This is a genomic window from Lysobacter sp. Hz25 (assembly GCF_046097045.1).
Taxonomy (GTDB): Bacteria; Pseudomonadota; Gammaproteobacteria; order Xanthomonadales; family Xanthomonadaceae; genus Lysobacter; species Lysobacter antibioticus_B.
On sequence record NZ_CP175666.1, the window covers coordinates 563,143 to 583,061 of the forward strand.

The following is a 19,919-nucleotide window of genomic DNA, read 5'->3' on the forward strand; positions in this document are numbered from 1 at the left end:
CTATCGGTCTGGTCTCTGGCATGGGCGGCATGCTGGTGATGCTGGACGGCACCCTCGCCGGCCTCGCCCTGATCTGCGTGCAAGCGGATCTCAACGCACCACTTGAAGAGGCGCAGTGGATTATTTCCAGCTATCTCATCTCCATCGCCGTCTCACTGCCGACCTCGACGTGGTTCGGCAGCCGGTTCGGCCACGGGCGTGTCTGGGGCGCCGCGTTGGCGGCCTTCATTGCGGCGTCGATAGGCTGCGCGTTCGCGGCCAGTCTCGACACGTTGATTCTGGCTCGTATTGTCCAAGGGCTGGCTGCCGGCATCATGCTTCCGACCGGGCATGCCATCTTGATAGGAGGCGCCGAGCGCGACCAGATGGGTCGTGTCCTCGGCGTTGTCGGCACCTTGATCAGCCTGGCTGCGGCGATCGGGCCAGGCATCGGTGGTTGGCTGGTTGATGTCGCCTCATGGCGGTGGTTGTTCTGGATCAATGTGCCGCTGGGAGCGATCGCCGCGGTGTGGGCGGCGAAGGTGATGCCGGGGGGCGTCGCCCAACGCGGCATCAGACTTCCTCTGGGGCAACTTGTCCTCATCGTTACCGGGCTGCCTTTGGCTCTATACGGCGCAGCGGAAATCACCTCCCGTCATCCTTCGGGGACCGGTTGGTTGTCCATCGGCGCCAGTGCTCTGCTTCTGGCCCTCTTCGTCGCGGTTGCGCGTACGAGCAACTCCTCGCTCCTGGCGCTCGAGCTGATGCGAAATCGCCAGTTCCGCGTGTCGTCGCTGCTGGGCGTAGCAAACAGCGCCAACGCGTTCGGAGGGCTGCTGCTGTTCCCGCTGTACTTCCACGCCAAGCATGAGATGAGCCACTCGCAGATCGGTGTGATGCTGGTATTCATGGGGGCCGGAATGGCCTGTGCACTATATCTCGCCGGTAACTTGGTAGACCGCTTCGGCCCCCGGCCCGTGGTCCTAGCGGGAGCGGCCATGCTGGCGGTGTCTGCGGCGCCCTTCGCCTTGGTCGCCGTGCCGTCCGACATCGCGGCGGTGCTTATGTTTGTCCGCGGCATCGGGCTGTCTTGGACTACGAACCCGACCACCACGGCCGCCTATGCCGCGGTGGAGCGTAAGGACATCGGCGGCGCGGCCACGCTGGTTCATATCGTGCAACGCGTAAGCGGCGCGCTCGGCGCGGTAGCCGTGGTTGCAACTATCGGATGGCTGAACGGAGGCGGGGGCCACGGTGAAGTTCGTGCGATGGGACTGATAGCGGTTCTGCCGCTACTCCAAGCGTGGTGGGGGAGCTATCTGACCGGGCATCGTGCCGTGCGCGAACCGGGTTAACCCTCCTGTCGTCAAGCAGCACGCTGTCGAGGCGTTACGGACATAGCAGTTGGAGGCTTTATGAGCTACTCACAGAACCTCATTGACTACTATTACCCGGTGGCCAGGCTGCAGGACCTCGATGCGGCCACGGTAGCAGGTAAGCCTCTGGCGGCCGTGTTGCTCGGCAAGCCGCTGGTGATCTACAAAATTCGGGGTGAAGTGGTAGTTGCCGACGACCGCTGCCCGCATCGCGGTGAAATGCTCTCTGCAGGTGCCGTGAGTGAAGCCGGGTTGCAGTGCCCTTACCATGGTTTGCAGTTCGCCCATCTGGGGGCATGCGCCAGAATTCCGGCTCATCCTCAAGTGCAAAACTTGAGAAGGTTCGATCTCCACTCCTATCAGACCGTCGAGTCGAATGGGCTGCTCTGGACCAGCCTTGGAGCAGGCACATTCTATGACTTAGGGCCTGAGCGCGAGACTGAAAGCCAGCGGCTGGTGGTAGCGCCGCCGGTAAACGTCAATGCGTCCGCTGGCCGACAGGTCGAAGGTTTCATGGACATCTCGCACTTGCCGTTCGTACACCGGACGACATTCAACGAATGCACGACCGAGATCATGCCGGCGTATAAAGTCGAATCGGTTGAAGGTGGTTTTAGTTTTGAATACACCAGTTCGCTTGGAAACTACCCACTTGGCCATTCTTCGCCAAAGGATTTCATGTGGCGGCGGGCCTGCAGAATACATTTTCATTTCATTGCCATTCTGGATATCTACTTTCCGGATGGGCTGTTTACCATCTTCAATTGCGCCTCCCCGGTCAGCGAGGAACAGTGCGTCTGGTTCTATCCCATCCGATTCGATAAATCGTTGAGCTTGGGATCGGATGAGGAGGTCAACGCATTCTCGGAAAAGGTGCAGAGGGACGATCTTGCTGTCGTGGAAAGGCAGCGCCCCAGATACGTCGATCTCACCAGCGACTCTGAACAATCGTTTGGCGCAGATGCGGCATCCGTCGCCTATAGGAAAATGTTGCGAACCCTTGGCCTGTGCAAAGTCTGAGCCCCGCGGCATTGTCAGGTTGTCGACAGCAACGAGCGACACTAAAGACCTCGTGATTTGACGATCTGCTGATGCTGCTTGGGTTGGCGCGTCGACTGAACGGCGATCGCGGCGGTAGCGGCGCGGCGGATGCAAACTTTCAATCAATGGCCCCACGCTTAGTTGTAGGGACAGCACCTGCGCGGCGGTTTCTCGTTAAATGTTTTGTAGACCTATTAATGGCTGGCTAGCCGGGCCCGCGCGTGGCCGCCGACCGGGCGTGGCGTTCCTCGGCACTGTTCTTTCTGTGGCCAGAATACAGTGAGTCCATCGCGAAGATTAACCCTTCAGCTGCCTATTGAGATGCCACATTCGCCCGAGACGCGATCACTGTTTAACAATGATATTCGGCCTATGTTTCGTTCCCTGCTAGGGGATGCAGGTGCGCTGTATATGTAGTTAAGGGGGTCAGGATGCGCCATTTACTTAACCAGCTTCCATTTGCCGAGAAGACGCTGGCTCTCGGCCCCAGCGAGTGTGTCCGTCAACAAGGTGAACCCGGCTATGACGCGTGGCGGCGCCAGGCATGCTGGAACGAACGCGAGGTCAGCCGACGCCCCGACTACATTGTTCGCGCTCGCTCGATTGACGACGTAGTAGCCGCCATCCAAGCCTGCCGCGAACAAGGGCTAGTCTTGGCGCTGCGCAGTGGAGGCCATAGTTTCGCCAATGCCTTCATTCGCCAGCATGGCGTACTCCTCGACCTGTCGGCGCTGCGCACATTGGTGGTCGACCCAGACTGCCAGCGCGCCACGATCGGGCCTGGAGTTACCAGTCGCGACCTGAGCTGCGCGCTTGCCTCCCACGGCCTTGGTTTTGCTACCGGGCACAGCGGCAGCGTCGGCCTGGGGGGCTTCTTGCTCGGTGGCGGGCTGGGCATCAACTTTGCCAACTGGGGCCCCATGAGTGCCTTCCATGTTAGGTCGCTCGAAGTGGTGACCGCCGATGGCGTGCTGCGCCACGCTAGTGCCGAGGAAAATCCCGACTTGTTCTGGGCCGCCCGGGGCGGTGGCCCAATGCTGTTCTTTGCGGCCGTATCGTTCGAGCTCGAATGCCACGCTTTGCCGGCGGTAATCACAGTGCGCAGTTTGCGGCTTCCGCTGATGAAACTGGCCAACGTGCTGAGATGGGTGGAAGTCGCCGCGCCTAATCCGCGGCTGCAAGTCATGCTCGCAGTGATTCCCTGTGAAAACAATGCTTCGCAGAAAACGCCGTCCCAAGAGCTGGCATTAACCACCGTCGCATTCGCCGAGAACGAAAAAATAGCCCACTCGCTGCATGCCTCGGTCATTGATCGACTGCTGCCGTGGGCATTGGGCCCGGCCAGCGAAGAACAGGCAACGGACTTCGCTGCCCTGCACGACCACGGTGACGCGACGTTCGGCGTCGGGCGCTATCTCGCCGATAACATCCTCACCGATCAGCCGGAACGTGCAGCGGAAATACTGCTCGCACATCTTCCGATGCTGCCTTCACCGGCCACACTCCCGCTCTTCATCTGGCGCGGCTCGCCATACCTTCCGGACGCTGCGTTCTCTGCCCGAGGGCATTGGTACTTTTCCACGTACGCTCGATGGCGAGATGCGAGCGAAGACGACGTCAACCAACAATGGATTCGATCGCTTTACGACGACCTGCAGCCGGTCGCCACGCACAGTTACATCAACGAATTCGACCTTGAGTACCGCTCGCGAGAAGTGTCGCGCTGCTTTTCTAATGCCGGCTGGCAGCGTCTTCGCGAGCTGAAACGGCGGCATGATCCGGCTGGGGTCTTCCACGATTTTGCGTCATGACAAGCGAATTGTTGAGGGCACATTGTCGCCACGAAACCGCGCCATCAGGAGATACCATGAACAGGAAAAGCACCGTTCTTGACGCGGTACGCCGCCAGGACCCCAATCACGTTGCCTTAGTCAGCGACCACGAGACACTGACTTACGGCGAACTTGATAGATACAGCGATGCCGTGGCGGCGTTCCTCGCCGGCCAAGGCATCTCTTCGGGCGACTTGGTCCCGATCGAAGCGACGCGGTCGACGAACTTCATCATTGGGCTATTGGGAATCGCCAAGTCCGGCGCGGCCTACATTCCGATCGATCATGCGTACCCCGAGGCACGAAAGGCCTACATCATCGAGCAAAGCCGCGCCGCATGGCTGCTGACGACCATCCCGGGCGTTGCGACCACAGCGCACGGTGTTCAGACCGTCGACATTGACGCGCTCAGACGCAATGCGACCGCGGCGCCGGCGCCGCGTTGCTTCCTATCGCCGAACGATCTGATGTACGTCATCTTTACCTCGGGGACGACCGGGGTTCCCAAAGGCGTTGCGGTCGAACACCACTCGGTGGCCGCGTTTATCGATTGGCACAATTATCGTTTTCAGGTCGATGGCCAGAGCCGATCCACGTCCATGGCAGCGCTCGGCTTCGACGTCGCGCATTGGGAGATTTGGTCGGCACTCTGCGCGGGATCGAGACTCTATCTGCTGAACGACGACATTCGGCGCGATGCCGGCGAGCTGGTGCAACAGTTCGCTCGCGAGGAAATCACGCACGCGTTCGTGCCGACCATTATGGCCGCGGAGGTCATTCGCCACAGCACCCAGCCTTCCGCGTTGAAGTACTTGTTCACGGGCGGTGAAAAGTTAAATCCTGTGGTGACGGACCATATTAAGTTCACGCTGGTAGATTATTACGGCCCGACCGAGGCCACCATCTGGACCACCTGCCATCTGGTGCCTAGCGCGTCTTTAGGCCGCGAACCATCGATCGGCAAGCCGGTGGGAGACGCCCGTGTCTGGATCCTGGACAAGACCATGCGCGAGGTGCCGACGGGGGCGATCGGTGAGATCTGCCTCTCCGGTGCGTGCCTGGCCCGGGGCTACCTCAATAACGATCGCCTCACGGCCGAGAAGTTCCCACCCCATCCGTACGAGGAGGGGCAACGCATCTATCGGACGGGCGATCTCGGTCGCAAGCTGCCGGACGATTATATCCAGTTCCTCGGCCGGGTCGACGAGCAGGTCAAGATCCGCGGACACCTGGTCGAACCGAGCGAGGTCGAGGTGGTTCTCGCCAAGCAACCCGGCGTTCGCCAGGTCAGTGTGTCCGCCACCACGCCGACGGACGGCAGTCCGAAGGAACTGGTCGCCTTTTTGATTCCCGAGAACGCCGAGGCTGTGCACCGGGATGTCGTCGCTCGCGTTCGTGAAGGGGCACGCGCCGTGCTGCCCGATTACATGGTGCCGGGTCACTATGCCGTTTTGGATCGCTTCCCATTGAACTCCAATGGGAAAACGGACAAAGCCGCCCTCATGGCCAACTTCGCGCGCACGACCTCGCCGGTCCGAACGTTCGAGGAGGTCGAGGACCGCGTCGAGCGGGCCGTCCTGACCGCATTTCAGGACGCCCTGGAGCACTCAGATTTTCAACGCAGCGATAACTTCTTCGACATCGGCGGGCATTCCATGCTCGCTGCCGAGGTGATTGCAGCCTTGTCGAAGGAACTCGGACTGGCTTTGCGGATTACCGACATCTACAACCAGCCGACCGCCGAATCCCTCGCCGCGGAGATTCGGCTGCGACAAGATGCCACCGACGACGTTTCCGACTACATTTCGCCTGTGATCTTGCGCCGGGACGCCACGCTTCCGGAGGACATCGTTTTCTCCGCCCCCTTTGATGCGCGTCGACTGGTTAGCCCCAACCACATAGTCCTCACCGGGGCTACGGGCTTCGTCGGCATTCATTTGCTCGCCGAGTTGCTCGCCAACACGCGCGCTGTCGTCCACTGCATCGTACGCGCCCGCACCGCGACTGAGGGCATGCGGCGGATTCACGAAAAGGCGGAAGAGTACAAGGTGTCCATCTCTCCCGCGGATATGGACCGCGTGCGAGCGCACCCGGGCGATATCGCCTCGCCCAGCTTTGGCCTGCAGGCGGACGACTACGACGCGCTGTGCCGCGACGTGGAGGTGATCTATCACTCGGCCAGCTCGGTCAATTTCATCAAGCCCTATGCGGCGATGAAGCGCGACAACGTCGATGGACTCGTCAACATCATCCGCTTCGCTGCCGAAAGAACCACCAAGGCGCTGATGCTACTGTCGACTATCTCTGTTTATAGCTGGGGATATTGGATCACGGGTCGCGATGTCGTCACGGAAGCCGCCGATATCGACGAAAACCTGGATGCCGTTTGCGCGGACATCGGCTACGTCAAAAGCAAGTGGGTCATGGAAAAGATTGCCGATCTGGCCGAGGCCCGCGGTCTTCCATTGGCCACGTACCGGCTCGGCTACGCCACCTATCACGCCCAAACGGGACTGAGCGCCAGTTACCAATGGTGGGGGCGGCTAGTGAAGACCTGCCTATCTCTCGGCCTCGTTCCGGATCTGCGTGAGCTGCGCGAAGGTTTGAGCTCGGTCGACTACATGACCAAGGCGATCGCCCATATCGGCCGGCAGCCAGCCTGCCTGGGGCAGAAATTCAACCTGATTCATTCCGGGGATACCAACGTGTCCTTGAAGCAGTTCTTTGATTTGCTGGAGCGTTACTTCGGCTTTGAATTTCGTGTGGTCCCCTTCCGCGAATGGCGTGCTTGCTGGATGAACGACCCGAAGACCCCGCTTTATCCGGTACTGAACCTGTTCCGGGATCCCATGCATAAGGACAATTGCATCCTTGAGATGTACCAGCACACCTATCTCTGGAAGCACGACAATACTTCAGCCCTGCTCGAAGGGAGCGGGATTCGTCCCCCAGCGTTCGACGAGCCCGAGCTTCGGCGCTACCTCGAACAATCTATCGGCGTTAGCGAATGGGTCGACGCGAAGGAGGCGGTGTAGTCAGGCCGCGTTGCGCGCTGACCCAGAAGCTCGGCGAGGCGCGGTGGAATCTGCGTCTTCGCCGCCGGCATTATTACCATCCGGCTCTAATACGCCCGCAAGTATGACGCGATGGCAGCGCCTAGCGGATTCGTTGGGCTAGGTGCATGCATAGAAGGGGTCGCCACAACGGAGGCGCCAATGTCAAATCAGGTCGCAGAACAGTTTCTAGTCACTCTTAACAAGGTGTGCAACGAGGCGGCCTATGCCGCCGCCTTGGGGCAGGAGATATTTTCCGACAGAGAAGAATCCAAGTACGTGCGGAGGGAATTGGTCGAATTGATGGAACAAATCGACTTAAAGATTATCCCCATTCTTCGCAAGCACTACCCGGACATTGACGGCTATATGCCGCTGGGGGAGTAGTGGAGAGCCACCGGACGGACGAGCTAATGATCTCGAATAGAGAACTAGCGGCCAGATATAAGTGAGCGCGTCTTGCGTGTATCCGACACGCCACAAGCATGCCATAGCGGGCTCTTAAGCCAGGGAGGGTGCTGGTGCGAGAAGGCGGCGATGCGAGGGCAAGGCTTTCTCCGAGAGCGATGTCCTCTAAGTGACCACTGCTTCGGTTGGCGAAGGGCTCAGACGGCGAGTAAGCATGCGATACAAGGGCTTCATGACGACGCCATGCGTTGTCGCGTCAGGTCCCGACTCCGTAGCGGGCATCCGTGCGGCGGTGATTTGCTCGGCTATGGTGAAGGTCTGAGCCTAACTGTTAATGGCACGGTCTTGCGCGAGGCTGGGGATGTTTGGTTACCGTTGGTGCTACGAACTGTTAAGTCTCCCTTCGCGCGGTTACGACACGCTGTATATGAGCCGCGCCCGATGCTCGCGTCTTAGCGGACAGTTCCGATCCGCCTTAGGAGGGACATCATGGCAAGCAGCAACGACAAGCGGGATCTTAACCGCGATCCGATCACCGGTACTCCGGGCTCTCACCCTGTCGGGGTGGGCGTAGGTGGCGTAGGCGGTGCCGCTGCCGGCATGGTCATCGGCGCTCTCGGAGGCCCGATCGGCATGCTGATCGGTGGCGGAATCGGTGCCATCGCAGGCGCTTCAGCCGGCAAGGGAGTCGCCGAGCGCCTCGATCCGACTGGCGAGGCCGAGTACTGGCGTGACGAGCATGCTCGGCGCCCGTACTACGATTCTAAATACAACTACGACACCGATTACGCGCCGGCTTATTCATATGGTGCTGACGCTCGTTCACGCTTGGGAAGTCGCGCCTGGGACGACAAGACCGACGCCGAGTTGGAGCGCGACTGGGCCAGTGCGCGCGGCGAATCCCGGCTGGATTGGAAGGACGCGCGCGCGGCAGTGCAAGATTCCTGGACGCGGGCGGACCACACGTACCGGGCGTACGAGGCGACTGACCGCTATCACCAGGCAAAGTTCGATCAGGCCCCCTATCGGGCAGCCGACGCCTCGTATAGCGATTACCAGCCCGCCTACCGGCTCGGCACTTACGCTCGCCAGCACCGAAGCGACCGAGACTGGGACGATAAACTCGAGGCGGAGCTGGGGCAGCGCTGGGACAGCGTGAAAGGCGAATCCCGACTGGGCTGGGAGAAGGCCAAGATGGCCGCCAAAGACGCTTGGCATAGCGTTGAACGGGCACTTCCCGGCGATGCCGATAAGGACGGCCGGTAACTAGAAGGCGGCGCGAAAGCGCCGCCTTTTTTACAACCATTAGAACCAGCGCCGTCTACGGCCCAGCGCTGTGGCAGCGGCGGCCATAGCGGCCACCGCGACCCAGAATCCGAGGTCGTGCGTTTTTGAAGAAAGTCGCGTCAAAATTCATCCCAAGCACGCCCGCAATGACGGTCTGCACTCCGATCACCACCGTGATGAAAGTCAGCACCCGCATGCTGGCGTTGGTTTCCAGCGCCACTTGGTTGGAGAACAGCTCGAAGCTGCCGATGATCTGCTCGCGGGCATTCTCGATGACGTCCATGGCGCGTTCGAACTGGTCGCCCAACGCCTTCAAATGCGCTTCCGACTTGCTGTCGGCGTCGGGCCGGAAGTCGGGGCGGGCCACGCTGGTGAATAGAACGCGGTGCGGCGCGAGCATGCGCCGCAAGCGAGAGGAGCCCTTGCGCAGTCGGCGCAGCTCATCAATGCTCTCGGCGGTGTGGTCGCGCAGCACGGATTCCTCTAGGCGCTCGACGCTGCGTTCGAAGCTTTCTCGCTCCCGTTCGACGGAATGCACGGAGCCGGGTTAGTGGGAGCGGGTGCAAAGGATGCCCCCATGGTGCAGCCTGTAGCCCAAGTCCGTTCCCGTTCGGACCCCTGAAGGCGATCGGCCGGCGCCCCGGGGGGGCTGGGCGCGCCGTTCTCCAACCCTCAACCCTTTCTGCGCCTCGTCACAACGACGAAGAAGCCCCGTATCTCGAAAATAGTGGGCTTTCCGTCGCCGATGAAGGCGGCACAGACTTTCCGACGTGGGGCGTCGGTGCGCCTGGCGGGATTCGAGCCCCCGACCCATGACTCGGCATTCGCCACGCCGGCCAGCTGATCTGCAGGCGCGTGGTCGCTTGGTGCGCCCGCGCCCGTGGCAAACGAGGGCCGCCGGTTCCCTCGTTGATCGAGCGGGCGCGGCCCGGACGGGGCCGGGCGCATGACATAGCGTGGGACTCCGCGAAGTGCCTGTCGCCCTCTGGGCGTCCAGGGCCGGTCGATGTCTGCCCAAAGCAAATTTACTAAACTATATTGCAATTTCACTAATCATGCGATACATTACCCAGAGGAAGGAACTAAATTTACTAAAACACCCCCTTTGGAGGGCGAATGAGCGTCGCGGCATTGGTGAGCTTGGCAATGGATGCGCAAGGATGTAACCAGAAGCAGCTGGGTCAACGCTTGGGTGTATCGCCTACACAGATCAGCAAGTGGAAAAAGGGAGAGCACATCTCCTCAGAAATGGAGGCCAGGCTGCGTGAACTGGCCAACCTCTCGGATGAGCATCCGGAGTTCGTGCAATTCGTGGGGACCGCGGCCGAAGCCGCCAAGTGGAAACGACTCGTGCACCACCTCGCCGACCGAGCCTATCAAGGCGCCGAGACGGGCTACAACACTGCGCCCCTTAAGGATGAGATGGGGTTGCTTTGCTGGAGTACGTTCCACGTACTGAAGGGAATGGGCGTGACCATCCCGCCGGCGTTCCCCAAAGAGCTGGACTTCGACTACGACGCAGAACTAGATTGCGAAGCCGCCTATGAGAAGAACGACGAGCTTCTGCAGACGCACCCACTCTCTCGCTTGATTTCGGATATCTACTACGCGCTCAATAACGTGTATGGCTTCTATGTGGCCTATGTAGGGGATCTGATCGACGACGATGATCTGGAGTTGTTCGACACGGATGCCGTTAACGTCGAGCCTGAACTGATGTCGCTAGCGGCATGCAAGCTAGAGGTCGACTCGGCGTTGGCACCGAACTTCTTGCGCTTCCGAAGGGAGACGCTGAAGAACTATCGTGAGTGGCTCGGCATAGTGAAGCAGGCGGCTTTTCGCTCTGGTGTGCCACTGCAAGCAGAACTACTGAACTTGGTCTATGAATCCGATGACGCCTTAGGGCACGAGGCAGAGGCGGAGAGCCTAGGTTTTAACGCCTCGCGCCTGCATCCGGATATCTACATGAACGAGCTATTGGTTGGAATGCGGATGATTCACCAGGTGTTGCCCGCGATCTTGAAAAAGCTGGCAATCGACAAGGAGTTCGAGCTGGATACCTCTAAGTTGTGTCTAGGAGATTAGCTTTGATCGCTCCACCGCTGCTGGCCTGCGCCAGATTCAAGGGGCAGCGGATGGGCGAGACAATTAGTGTCTGCTTTCAACCCGAAGCGGACACTAGATGCCTAGATTCCCCGGCGGCTCGTACTGTGGCTGCGCATCAACACCGACGAGCAATCCGAAGGGAAGGGGAGGAAGTCCTGGCCCGGGAGGGGGCGTGATGACCGAGGACCCTCTCCACACGGTCGAGCCTTGACGAAAGGTCGCCGCCGGGTTCCCAGCCGCGCTACGAGCCTTGTCGAACCACTCGCTCGGAGGCGCCCTCAACTTCAAGAAGAAGCAGCAGAAGGAACGGTGGACACTTGGAGAAGAGAAAGCCGACCAGTTCATTCGCGAGCACCGCGCGCTCCTGGAACCCATCATCGCCGCAGCGCGCCGGCCGGCCCCATGGTCCAAGCCGATGTATACATCGATGGCGCGACCGATGTCGAGACAGCGCAATGGTTGGCGGGCCATTTCGAATGATGTACGTGCGGCGCGCGAGGCTGACCCCATCACCATGACGCGGACGCCGAGTCCTGTCCGACCCCAAGGGCCATCGCGAGAGAACCACTACGTCCCCGAGTGGTACCAGCGCGGCTTTCGCGTCGCTGGCGCCGATAACTGGTTCCTCGACATTTCGCCACCACGCCCGCGTCCCGACGGAACCCCGATCCTCGCTAGACCGCGCCAGCGCCCGCCGAAGGCCTGCTTCTGGCAGAACGACCTGTACGTCACGCGCTTTGGCGAATACCTCAACGACCAGATCGAGACGGTGCTGTTCCAGGGCATCGACGACTACGGCGCGGCCGCGGTTCGAGCGTTCATTGGCGGCGACGTCGTGCAGGTCCACGACCAGTACCAGCCGATGTTGGCGTACCTGGGCGCGCAGAAGCTGCGCACGCCAAAGGGCCTGGACTGGATCCGCAGCCGCTACCCGGCGTTGTCCCAGCTCGAGCTGATGCGTGAGATGCAGCACCTGCGACAAATGTTCGGCACGCTGTGGGCCGAGTGCGCGCACGAGGTGGTATCGGCCGAGGATTCAGCGGTGAAGTTTCTGATCACTGACCACCCGGTCACGACCTTCAATGCCGGTCTTCCGCTCGACGCGTCGCTGCTCGACTACCCGAATGAAGCGCCGATCACCTGGAACGGGACGCAGACGCTGTTCCCGCTGGATGCCGAGCATCTGCTCATCCTGACGCACGTGCCGTACGCCAAGGACTCCGGGAGCGTGGAGCTGACCGCCAAGCGCATCAACGCCCGCTACTTCGGGCACACAATGCTGCGCACCGATACGCTGATTCGCGGACGACGCTTCGACACCGACGCAGTCCTCGCGGTGAATGCCTGGCTCAAAACGCGGGCGCACCGGTACATCGCGGCAGGGGATCGCGAATGGCTCTACCCCGAGCGCACCACAACGGTCGACCCGGAAACGCTCGCCCGGTTGCTGTTGCCGCTGAAGAGGGAGCTGTGGCGGCACGGCGGCGAAATCCACATCGGCTACAAGGACGGCACCTTCGGCTACCGCGACGCCTACGGGCGCACCTCGCACGAGCACGAGTTTGTCGCAAAGGAGCCACCGGCCGCACCGCCAGGGCCGGCGGATCGATGTCCGTGTGGCGCGAAAGCTACTTTCGGGGCGTGCTGCGCGAGCCTTCCGCCATGGGAGCGCCCCCCGTGGGACGTCTTGAGCCTGCGCGAACGAAACCTGGGATTTCTTCGCGCGATTGGCGGCGTGCTGGAACTGACCGAAGAGGACTCGTGGCAGAAGGTTCAACGAACCCTGTCCGACGAGCAGGTCGCCAGGCTGCACCGCATCTCCCGCGGACTGTGGCCGGAGGGGACGGACTTGGCGGCCATGCTCCCGCGCCCCGGTGACGGCGGCTTGCGGGCGATCTACATGGGCCCCTCCGACCCACGAACGGCCGGCGAAAGCATCATGAGCCTGGTGCCGTTGTTCGATCAGGTGCTGGTGATGGATCCGGTCCTTGCCTCGCGCAATTTACGGCCCGAGTACAGCCCGGTCGACTCCCCGGCGCAGCACAAGCAGCAGTTCCTCAAGAACATCATGTTCTGGCTGATGCTCGAGCCGTTGATCTGCGCCGGCAAGGTGCTGGTCTTTCCCGACCCGGGCGATCTCAGCCCGGAGTTCGAATACGCCATGCGCACCATGGCGATGGAACGCACCGCGCAGTGGTGCCTGGAGCCGCAGCAGCTCGACGAGTTTCGCTGGTTGCTGCGCGACGATGTGAAGCGCTCGATGCTGCAGCTGCCCGATCGCGTCCTGCTGTCCTTGGTCAAGGATGCCGCTCCGGATCAAGGAGAAGAGCATCACCTCGGCGCCGTAGCGTACATGCGGCGTCAGGGCGAGGAAGATCCGATGGCGCTGCTCCAAGTCCTTGAGGACGAAAAGACGCTAGACCAGATGTTCGTCGTTCGCTGCGTGAACTTGGAGGTGGCGTTGTTCATGGCGCAGAGCACCGGTGCCGCGGTCGTAACAGATGTCCGTGCGCTTTGGGACCACTTGCACCTGCATACGCGTGCGGAGCAGGCGACGGCCCCCGCGCCGACGTACGGCCAGATCGCGCTCAACGCTCCGCTCAACCCGTTTGATGCGCTTGCCGTCTACGCAACCGAGGGCGCCGCGGCAGTTCGCACGGTGCTCGACGGTCTACTCACCACTGCCGACGCCGAAACCAACAGTAGTGCCATATCCGATCTGGTCGAGAATTTACGCGCGAGTTGCGCGGTACTGGGCCAGGGCGTGCCCATTACGCGTGAGGAACTGCAGGTGGCGATGCACCTGACGCCGTCCGTGCCGCCCAGCGGATTTGAATCGCCGACGGTACAACGACTGGTGGTGGCCTTCGGCCGCGAACGAGCCCCGGTGACGGTACGGCTGGCGCTGTTTCGGCGCACCTTTGGCAATGCACCGCGCGTTGACGATGATGATCCGGACTGACCGGCGTCACGAGCCTTGAGAGCCTTCCGGAGTATGCTGGGGCAGCGAATTGATCTAGGCAAGAAGGGAGGCCGCAGTGAAACTTGATGCGCCGCATGTCCTCGAGGGCTATTTCTGGTTGCCCGGCCAGCTCGACAACGTCAGCGGGCGGCTGCGCATTTCAGAGGTCGGCAAGTGTAGCCTGGAGCTGATGGGGGCCTTCGGTGGCGAGGAGGCACAATTCCGCGACGAGCCGCATGATCTATCGACGATTCACGGCGTTGTCCAGGGCGGTGCGGTCACGTTGTATGACAGCTTCTATCTGACTGAGAACTTTTCCTTCGGCGGCGTGGCCATCTCCAATCTGCACGTGGCCACCGTATTTCGCGGTGCGAATTTGCCGCCCGAGGCGCAGCTTCGCTTCAGCAAGCTCGAAGCGGTGGTGTCCGGGCTGGATGACTGGCTGCAGATCACGGGGATTGACGCCGGATTCGAGTTCGACGCCGCGCACAAGGTGCAGTCGGCCTTCATCCGCTACGTCCCGCCACCCAAGATCGAACTGTCACTGCCCGGCATTCGCGTGAGCTTTGAGTTCTTCTGGACCGCACCGGGGGGCAAGGTCAAGAACGAAGCTAAGATCACCCACCAGTCACGACTAGTCGTCGTGCCGGAAGGCGAGGCGACCTTCGACGACCTTCGGCAGCAGTTGGGGCGCCTGGTCAACTTCCTTTCCTTCGCGACCGATCAGACGCTGGAGATCGACGCGCTTTGTGCCTATTCGCCGTCGGCGACGATGGACGTGTCGGGCGGAGAGAAGCCCATTTCGATGCCTGTGTTCTACGAGAGCAGCACGCCGGCCCGGCGTGTGGAGATCGAGCGCTACTCGATGCTGTTTTCCTACCCTGACGTCGCCGATCGGCTGCAGGGCATGTTGACCGATTGGTTGGCGCACCACGAAGCGCTGTCGCCGGCGTTCAACTTGTACTTCGCCGTGCGCGCCGGGCGCCATGCGTTCCTTGAAAGCCGCTTTCTATCGATCGCCCAGGGACTGGAGTCGCTGCACGACCGCACCAGCAGTGAGACCGGGGAACCGCCCGAAGAGTATGCAGAGCGCGTTTCCGCGATCCTCGCCGCGTGCCCGCAGCCGCATCGCGAATGGCTCGAGGAACAACTGGCGTACGCCAACAAGCTGTCCCTGCGCAAACGGATGCAGCGCCTGCTCAAGCCGTTCACTCGTCACTTTGGCAACGCCGAAGCGCGCAAAGAGCTTGTGGATAAGATGGTGGACACGCGCAATTACTTGACGCACTACGACCCGGCACTCGCCGCTCGTGCCGCGCAGCGCGGGGACCTGCTGCCGCTGGTCTTCAAGCTCGAGGCCTTGTTCCAGCTCCACCTGCTGCTCCTAATCGGTATTGACCAATCGCGCATCGATGCGCTGGTTGCCTCCAATCGCAAGCTGCGTTGGCGTCTGGGCATGGAGCCGGGGTGATCCACACGAGACTTAGGACGTCGACAACGCCATCGGCAGGCCTTAGCTGCGGCAGACGTAAAGCCCCTAAGCGGACGAACCAGCCCAAGCCGGCCCGGAACAATTCAGGCGTTGATCGATGCCCGCTCATGGCCGAAACTAGTCGGAAGCTGGCCGAATCCGTGGGAGGTCCTTCCTGCCCCGCCCCTCATCGGCCCCCACTAGCCCCCAAACGCCCCCACTAGCCCGTCAAGAGGGTTTGAACCCGGTTCCCGTGGCTCCACCACTAGCACGCCGAGGGTGTTTTCCTCCCCCCTCACGAAACGTCGAAAAACCCCTTATTTTCGGCAGTTCCCGCGCTGCCGTGGACTCGGAGATTGCCAGAAAGTCGCGGTTTGGCTAAAAAATCGCCACAGACAGCTCTCTCTTCTCCCTTCCTGTAGTCTTGAAACCAAGGGCTGGATTTTCGCACCTTACAAAACAACTGGTTAGCCGTGGACTTTTCTGCGAGTTTTTTGGCGATCAACCTCACAATGAGGACGATCAACTTGAAACCACAGCCTAAGAGAATTGAAGCCTAGTCGCCGCAGAAGTCGACGGACGTCACCGATTGGTCGGCGGTTTGCATCCTTTCGGACGCGCCAAACTCCCAGCCTCAACCTTTTCTACGCCTCGTCGTAACGACGAAAAAGGACTTATTTCCGAGGCTTTTGGCGTATTCCATTGGTCGGCGAGTTATCCACAGTCGGTAGCTCCAGGCGACGACCTCACTTGCACGTTCATCAATACACGCAATTCGATCGCGGATCTATCCATCACTAAGACCAACACTCCGGGTGCGGGAGCGGGCGATCAGGCTACCGACACGCTTACCCGCGGTACGACCTACATGATCGTGGTGACTAACAATGGTCCCGACGCAGTAACAGGCACTGTTCTTGCAGATCCGCTCATAGGCCGCAGTGGCGTAACCTGTACAGCACCGCCGACCTGCTCAGGTTCGGCATGCCCCGTTGGGCTGGCGCTTGCTCAGCTAGAGGCGGGAGTCGCCATAGGAAACCTGGAGAATGGGGCTTCGGTGACTGTTACCGTTACTTGCGTTATCAACTGACAATACGAAGGTGCTGCCACATCTTCTTCGTGCTGGCCCATCGTAATGGCAACAGTTCTCTCTATCATCGGCTCGGCTGTGGTTGCCGCGATCAACCGTATAGCAAGCAGAAATATTTGGTGCGCCGTTGCCGAACATGCAGAGCATAAAAGAGGGCGACTTTTGGTGGGTGCCAGGCCTGAACTTAAAGTAGGCTGCAGTGGCGCATGGAACATATTTTCCTGCATAAATATACGCTAGCGGAGGCAATGTAGGACTCGTCGTTTTACTGGATGTAATACGACAAATTCTGCAGACTGAGCCGAGACGATGCTACCGTCGCGCTGGTCGGCCCAGATATCGAAAATTTAATCCGGGCATGGATTAAATTGCACATTTCGTTTGCTTAAAAGGCTCAGGCGAGTAGCAAGTAACAGTTTCAGTTGAGGTGTCTACATTGCGTTTATCATTCATTACGGCTGTCTTTTTGAGCTTTCTGGCTGTATGCGGATTTTTTCTCCCCGGGTTCTACGACCGCCATGTGCGCGTCGATTGGAAGTCATGCGGAAGCGTCGAATACCGATCCTGGTTCCCGGATCGGCCTGCTCCGCCGCGGTTACTATGCGGTTACGTTGATGCACCGCTCATCTATGGGCCATATGAACATCGGCGGCGCCCGAAGGCCATTGCGGTCAAGCTTGCTATTACTAAACTTCCCGCAACACGAAAGCGACTCGGCAGCCTACTATCTATTTCCGGCGGCCCGGGAAGCCCAGGAATCAATGTTTATATTGACGACGATGGTCCGGCCAAAGTGATTGCGGCGCATTATGACATCATAAGCTATGACGCCCGAGGAGTAGGCAACTCTGTCCCTAGAATCAGCTGCCAACCCAGAGAATTTTCCTTCTCTCATGAGACATGGCAGTTGCCGGGAGACCGGGCTAAGAGTTCAGACGGCGTTGAATTGACGGCCCGAAAATTCATCGACGACTGCATTGAGGCTACAGGAGCGGACTTCCTCAAGCATGCGGGTACGCATTCGGCTGTAGGTGATGTCGAGACTTTGCGCCAGGCCATTGGCGAGTCTCACCTGAATATCATCGCTTATTCGTATGGCACAAAGGTCGCGGCTCTTTACGCGGAGCGATATCCATCAAAAGTTCGAGCCATAGTGCTGGATGGTGTAGTCGACCTGTCTGAAAATGATGCCACGATGTTGTTGAATCAGCAGCGAGGCTTTCAAAAGTCATTCGAACGCTTCGCCGCGTACTGCGCAAAAAATTCAGCGTGCCCTCTAGGAGACGATGTTAAGACGGCCATGCTCAGCTATCAGAAACTCTTGGCGAACTTGGATGAGCAACCAATTCAAGCTCCGTCGGGCCGTAAACTCGGATCGGACGAAGTAAGAGATGGCCTTATGGACGCGTTATTGTGGCCGGAACAGTGGTCCGACGTTATTTCCGCGTTGGCAGAGATTAAGTATGGAAGGGGCGAGAAAATGCTGCTTCTGACAGTAAAAAGTGAAGCTTCCGTCGATAGCGACGCTCTTGTAGTCATCAACTGCGCCGATACGGCATGGAATATGGAGGCACGAGGATTTGGTTGGGAACACGCGGCGCTTATTGATGCTGCATCGCCCTTCGATAACTCGGAGCCAGATGATGATTCAATCTGCAAGCTATGGCCCTTCCCCGGCACGGACGTCGCTCATATTCCAGTGCGCCATAAAGATCTGCCCCCTTTGTTGTTTGTGGCACAGCGACACGACCCCACCACCCCGCACGCTAACGCACGAAAGATGGCCACATTCTTTCGTAGCGCCTTGGTCACAAGGGAATTCGATGGCCATACGCTAGCCCTGTCCGGGCTGGACCATTGCGTTGATGAAGCGGTGGTGGCCTACTTGCTAGCCCCCCTGCAGCCGAGATCAGATACAGTCTGCAAAGTTCCTGAATAGACGGGAAATCTTCATGGCAGAGCAATTCTGCGCCTTCGCGAATGCTGGCGACCTGCGTACGTATTTTGTAGCCAATCAAGCAGTGAGTTCGGCCTGGATGCTATCGGTTTCGCGCCAGCCACGTCGAAGGCTGGGTGGTGGTTTGTAGCCAAGCGCACTATGTGGCCGTTGCTCGTTATAAAACTGCCGCCAACGTTCAATCAGGACCTTGGCCTCAGCACGACTACGAAACCATTCGCGATTAAGCAGTTCGTCGCGCAACTTGCCGTTGAAGCTCTCCACAAAGCCGTTCTGCCACGGACTGCCCGGCGCAATGAACGCCGGGTCGATCGCGGCATCGCGCAACCAACGCATCACCCGGGTGGCCGTAAACTCCGCGCCGTTATCGGAACGTACGAATGACGGTTTGCCGTACAGCCGCATTAGTCGCGATAAGGTCAAGATCACGTCCTGCGCGCGCAGGCTGGCTCCCACCTCGATGGCCAAGCACTCACGGGTGGGTTCGTCGATCACGCACAACAGCTTCAAACGACGCCCGTCGACCATCTGGTCGTGAACGAAGTCGTAGCTCCATACCGCGTTAGGCCGCATTGCCCCAGGCAAACAGATATCGCTGCCACTGCGTCGACGGCGTGAACGTCGCTTGGGAATATTCAAGCCCAATGATCGCAACAGACGGCGCACGCGAGCCTCGCCCATCGCCTACCAAGCCGCCGTGCGCCGGTAACCAAACCGCGGCACTTGCGGCGAATGGGCCAACAGGCTTTCAGCCAATGCATGGTCCTTGGTGTCTTGGATTGTGCCACGCACCGCAACTGTTGGCTCAGCAGCAACGAGTGACTACGGTTGCGAAGACAATTTCATAGTCGGTCGCCGTGATGGCATGGTGGACTTTCAAGCCAATGCCTTAGTAGCCAAGGGTGCCGACTTGCGACAAGTGGCGAGTCAGGTCAAGCAGGCGATTGAACGAGCCGGTTACCGCATCGAAAGCGAAGAAAGTATGAGTTCGGGCAATGTGGAAATCACTTTCTTGCCCGATAGGGCGTCCCGCGACGCTTGGTACGCCATTACCGCAGTAGTGGCCAATACCTCGGGTGTGCCTGCAGTCGGGCTGAGAAGTCTAGGCGACAGCGAATTGAAGCAACAAAGCACACCGCAGATGCGGAGCTTCATGTGCGGTTTTCTGGACGACTTGCCTAGCGTGAAAGCCAATACGCAGCAAGTGGCGCAGCAAGAGGCCGGTATATACCGCGGCGCTGCGCCATCGCCGAAAAAGAAAGGCCGCGAAATCCGGCCCAAGGCCGAGCTCGACTTCTGGCCGAAGGGCGCTAACGTGCGCCAACGCGGGTCGCGGCCTATTGAGTCAGGGCGTTAG

Annotated in this window: 13 protein-coding genes and 1 pseudogene; 12 read left to right on the plus strand and 2 right to left on the minus strand. The window is 59.9% G+C overall.

Features of this window, described 5'->3' with window-relative positions; genetic code table 11:
- The first annotated feature begins 20 nt into the window (after positions 1-20).
- From ACKN61_RS02350 to ACKN61_RS02375, 6 genes are all read left to right on the plus strand, one after another.
- Entirely contained in the window at positions 21-1,334 is a 1,314-nt protein-coding gene (locus tag ACKN61_RS02350; RefSeq protein WP_408952127.1) for an MFS transporter, read from the plus strand.
- A gap of 60 nt (positions 1,335-1,394) precedes the next feature.
- Positions 1,395-2,375: a Rieske 2Fe-2S domain-containing protein gene (locus tag ACKN61_RS02355; RefSeq protein ID WP_408952128.1), complete on the plus strand. Its 981-nt coding sequence runs from the start codon at positions 1,395-1,397 to the stop codon at positions 2,373-2,375.
- 452 nt (positions 2,376-2,827) lie between these two features.
- Positions 2,828-4,207 carry an FAD-binding oxidoreductase gene (locus tag ACKN61_RS02360; protein WP_408952129.1) on the plus strand — a complete coding sequence of 460 codons (1,380 nt, stop codon included), beginning with the start codon at positions 2,828-2,830 and terminating at the stop codon, positions 4,205-4,207.
- A 56-nt stretch (positions 4,208-4,263) separates the two neighbouring features.
- Positions 4,264-7,263 (plus strand): amino acid adenylation domain-containing protein, encoded by a 3,000-nt coding sequence (locus ACKN61_RS02365; RefSeq protein WP_408952130.1) that lies wholly within the window; start codon positions 4,264-4,266, stop codon positions 7,261-7,263.
- Positions 7,264-7,443: 180 nt separating this feature from the next.
- Positions 7,444-7,668 (plus strand): hypothetical protein, encoded by a 225-nt coding sequence (locus ACKN61_RS02370; protein WP_408952131.1) that lies wholly within the window; start codon positions 7,444-7,446, stop codon positions 7,666-7,668.
- Between the two features lie 510 nt (positions 7,669-8,178).
- Complete coding sequence (locus tag ACKN61_RS02375; protein WP_408952132.1) at positions 8,179-8,955, plus strand: hypothetical protein; 777 nt, start codon at positions 8,179-8,181, stop codon at positions 8,953-8,955.
- Between the two features lie 55 nt (positions 8,956-9,010).
- On the opposite strand, the gene ACKN61_RS02380 is transcribed toward ACKN61_RS02375, so the two are convergent.
- Positions 9,011-9,514 (minus strand): CorA family divalent cation transporter, encoded by a 504-nt coding sequence (locus ACKN61_RS02380; protein ID WP_408952133.1) that lies wholly within the window; start codon positions 9,512-9,514, stop codon positions 9,011-9,013.
- Positions 9,515-10,092: 578 nt separating this feature from the next.
- Here ACKN61_RS02380 and ACKN61_RS02385 point away from each other — a divergent pair.
- The 5 genes from ACKN61_RS02385 (at position 10,093) to ACKN61_RS02405 (ending at position 18,544) form a co-directional block, all read left to right on the plus strand.
- Positions 10,093-11,061: a helix-turn-helix domain-containing protein gene (locus ACKN61_RS02385; RefSeq protein WP_408952134.1), complete on the plus strand. Its 969-nt coding sequence runs from the start codon at positions 10,093-10,095 to the stop codon at positions 11,059-11,061.
- A gap of 271 nt (positions 11,062-11,332) precedes the next feature.
- On the plus strand, positions 11,333-14,044 hold the full coding sequence (locus tag ACKN61_RS02390; protein WP_408952135.1) for a hypothetical protein: 2,712 nt from the start codon (positions 11,333-11,335) through the stop codon (positions 14,042-14,044).
- A gap of 76 nt (positions 14,045-14,120) precedes the next feature.
- Entirely contained in the window at positions 14,121-15,515 is a 1,395-nt protein-coding gene (locus ACKN61_RS02395) for a HEPN domain-containing protein (protein ID WP_408952136.1), read from the plus strand.
- Between the two features lie 601 nt (positions 15,516-16,116).
- Positions 16,117-16,605, plus strand: coding sequence for a hypothetical protein (locus ACKN61_RS02400; RefSeq protein WP_408953745.1), 489 nt, complete (start codon positions 16,117-16,119; stop codon positions 16,603-16,605).
- 436 nt (positions 16,606-17,041) lie between these two features.
- Positions 17,042-18,544 carry an alpha/beta hydrolase gene (locus ACKN61_RS02405; RefSeq protein ID WP_408952137.1) on the plus strand — a complete coding sequence of 501 codons (1,503 nt, stop codon included), beginning with the start codon at positions 17,042-17,044 and terminating at the stop codon, positions 18,542-18,544.
- 75 nt (positions 18,545-18,619) lie between these two features.
- Here the strand turns inward: ACKN61_RS02405 and ACKN61_RS02410 are convergent.
- Positions 18,620-19,360, minus strand: a pseudogene (locus ACKN61_RS02410) (IS3 family transposase); the annotation flags it as partial.
- A 67-nt stretch (positions 19,361-19,427) separates the two neighbouring features.
- On the opposite strand from ACKN61_RS02410, the gene ACKN61_RS02415 reads away from it, so the two are divergent.
- Complete coding sequence (locus ACKN61_RS02415; protein ID WP_408952138.1) at positions 19,428-19,919, plus strand: hypothetical protein; 492 nt, start codon at positions 19,428-19,430, stop codon at positions 19,917-19,919.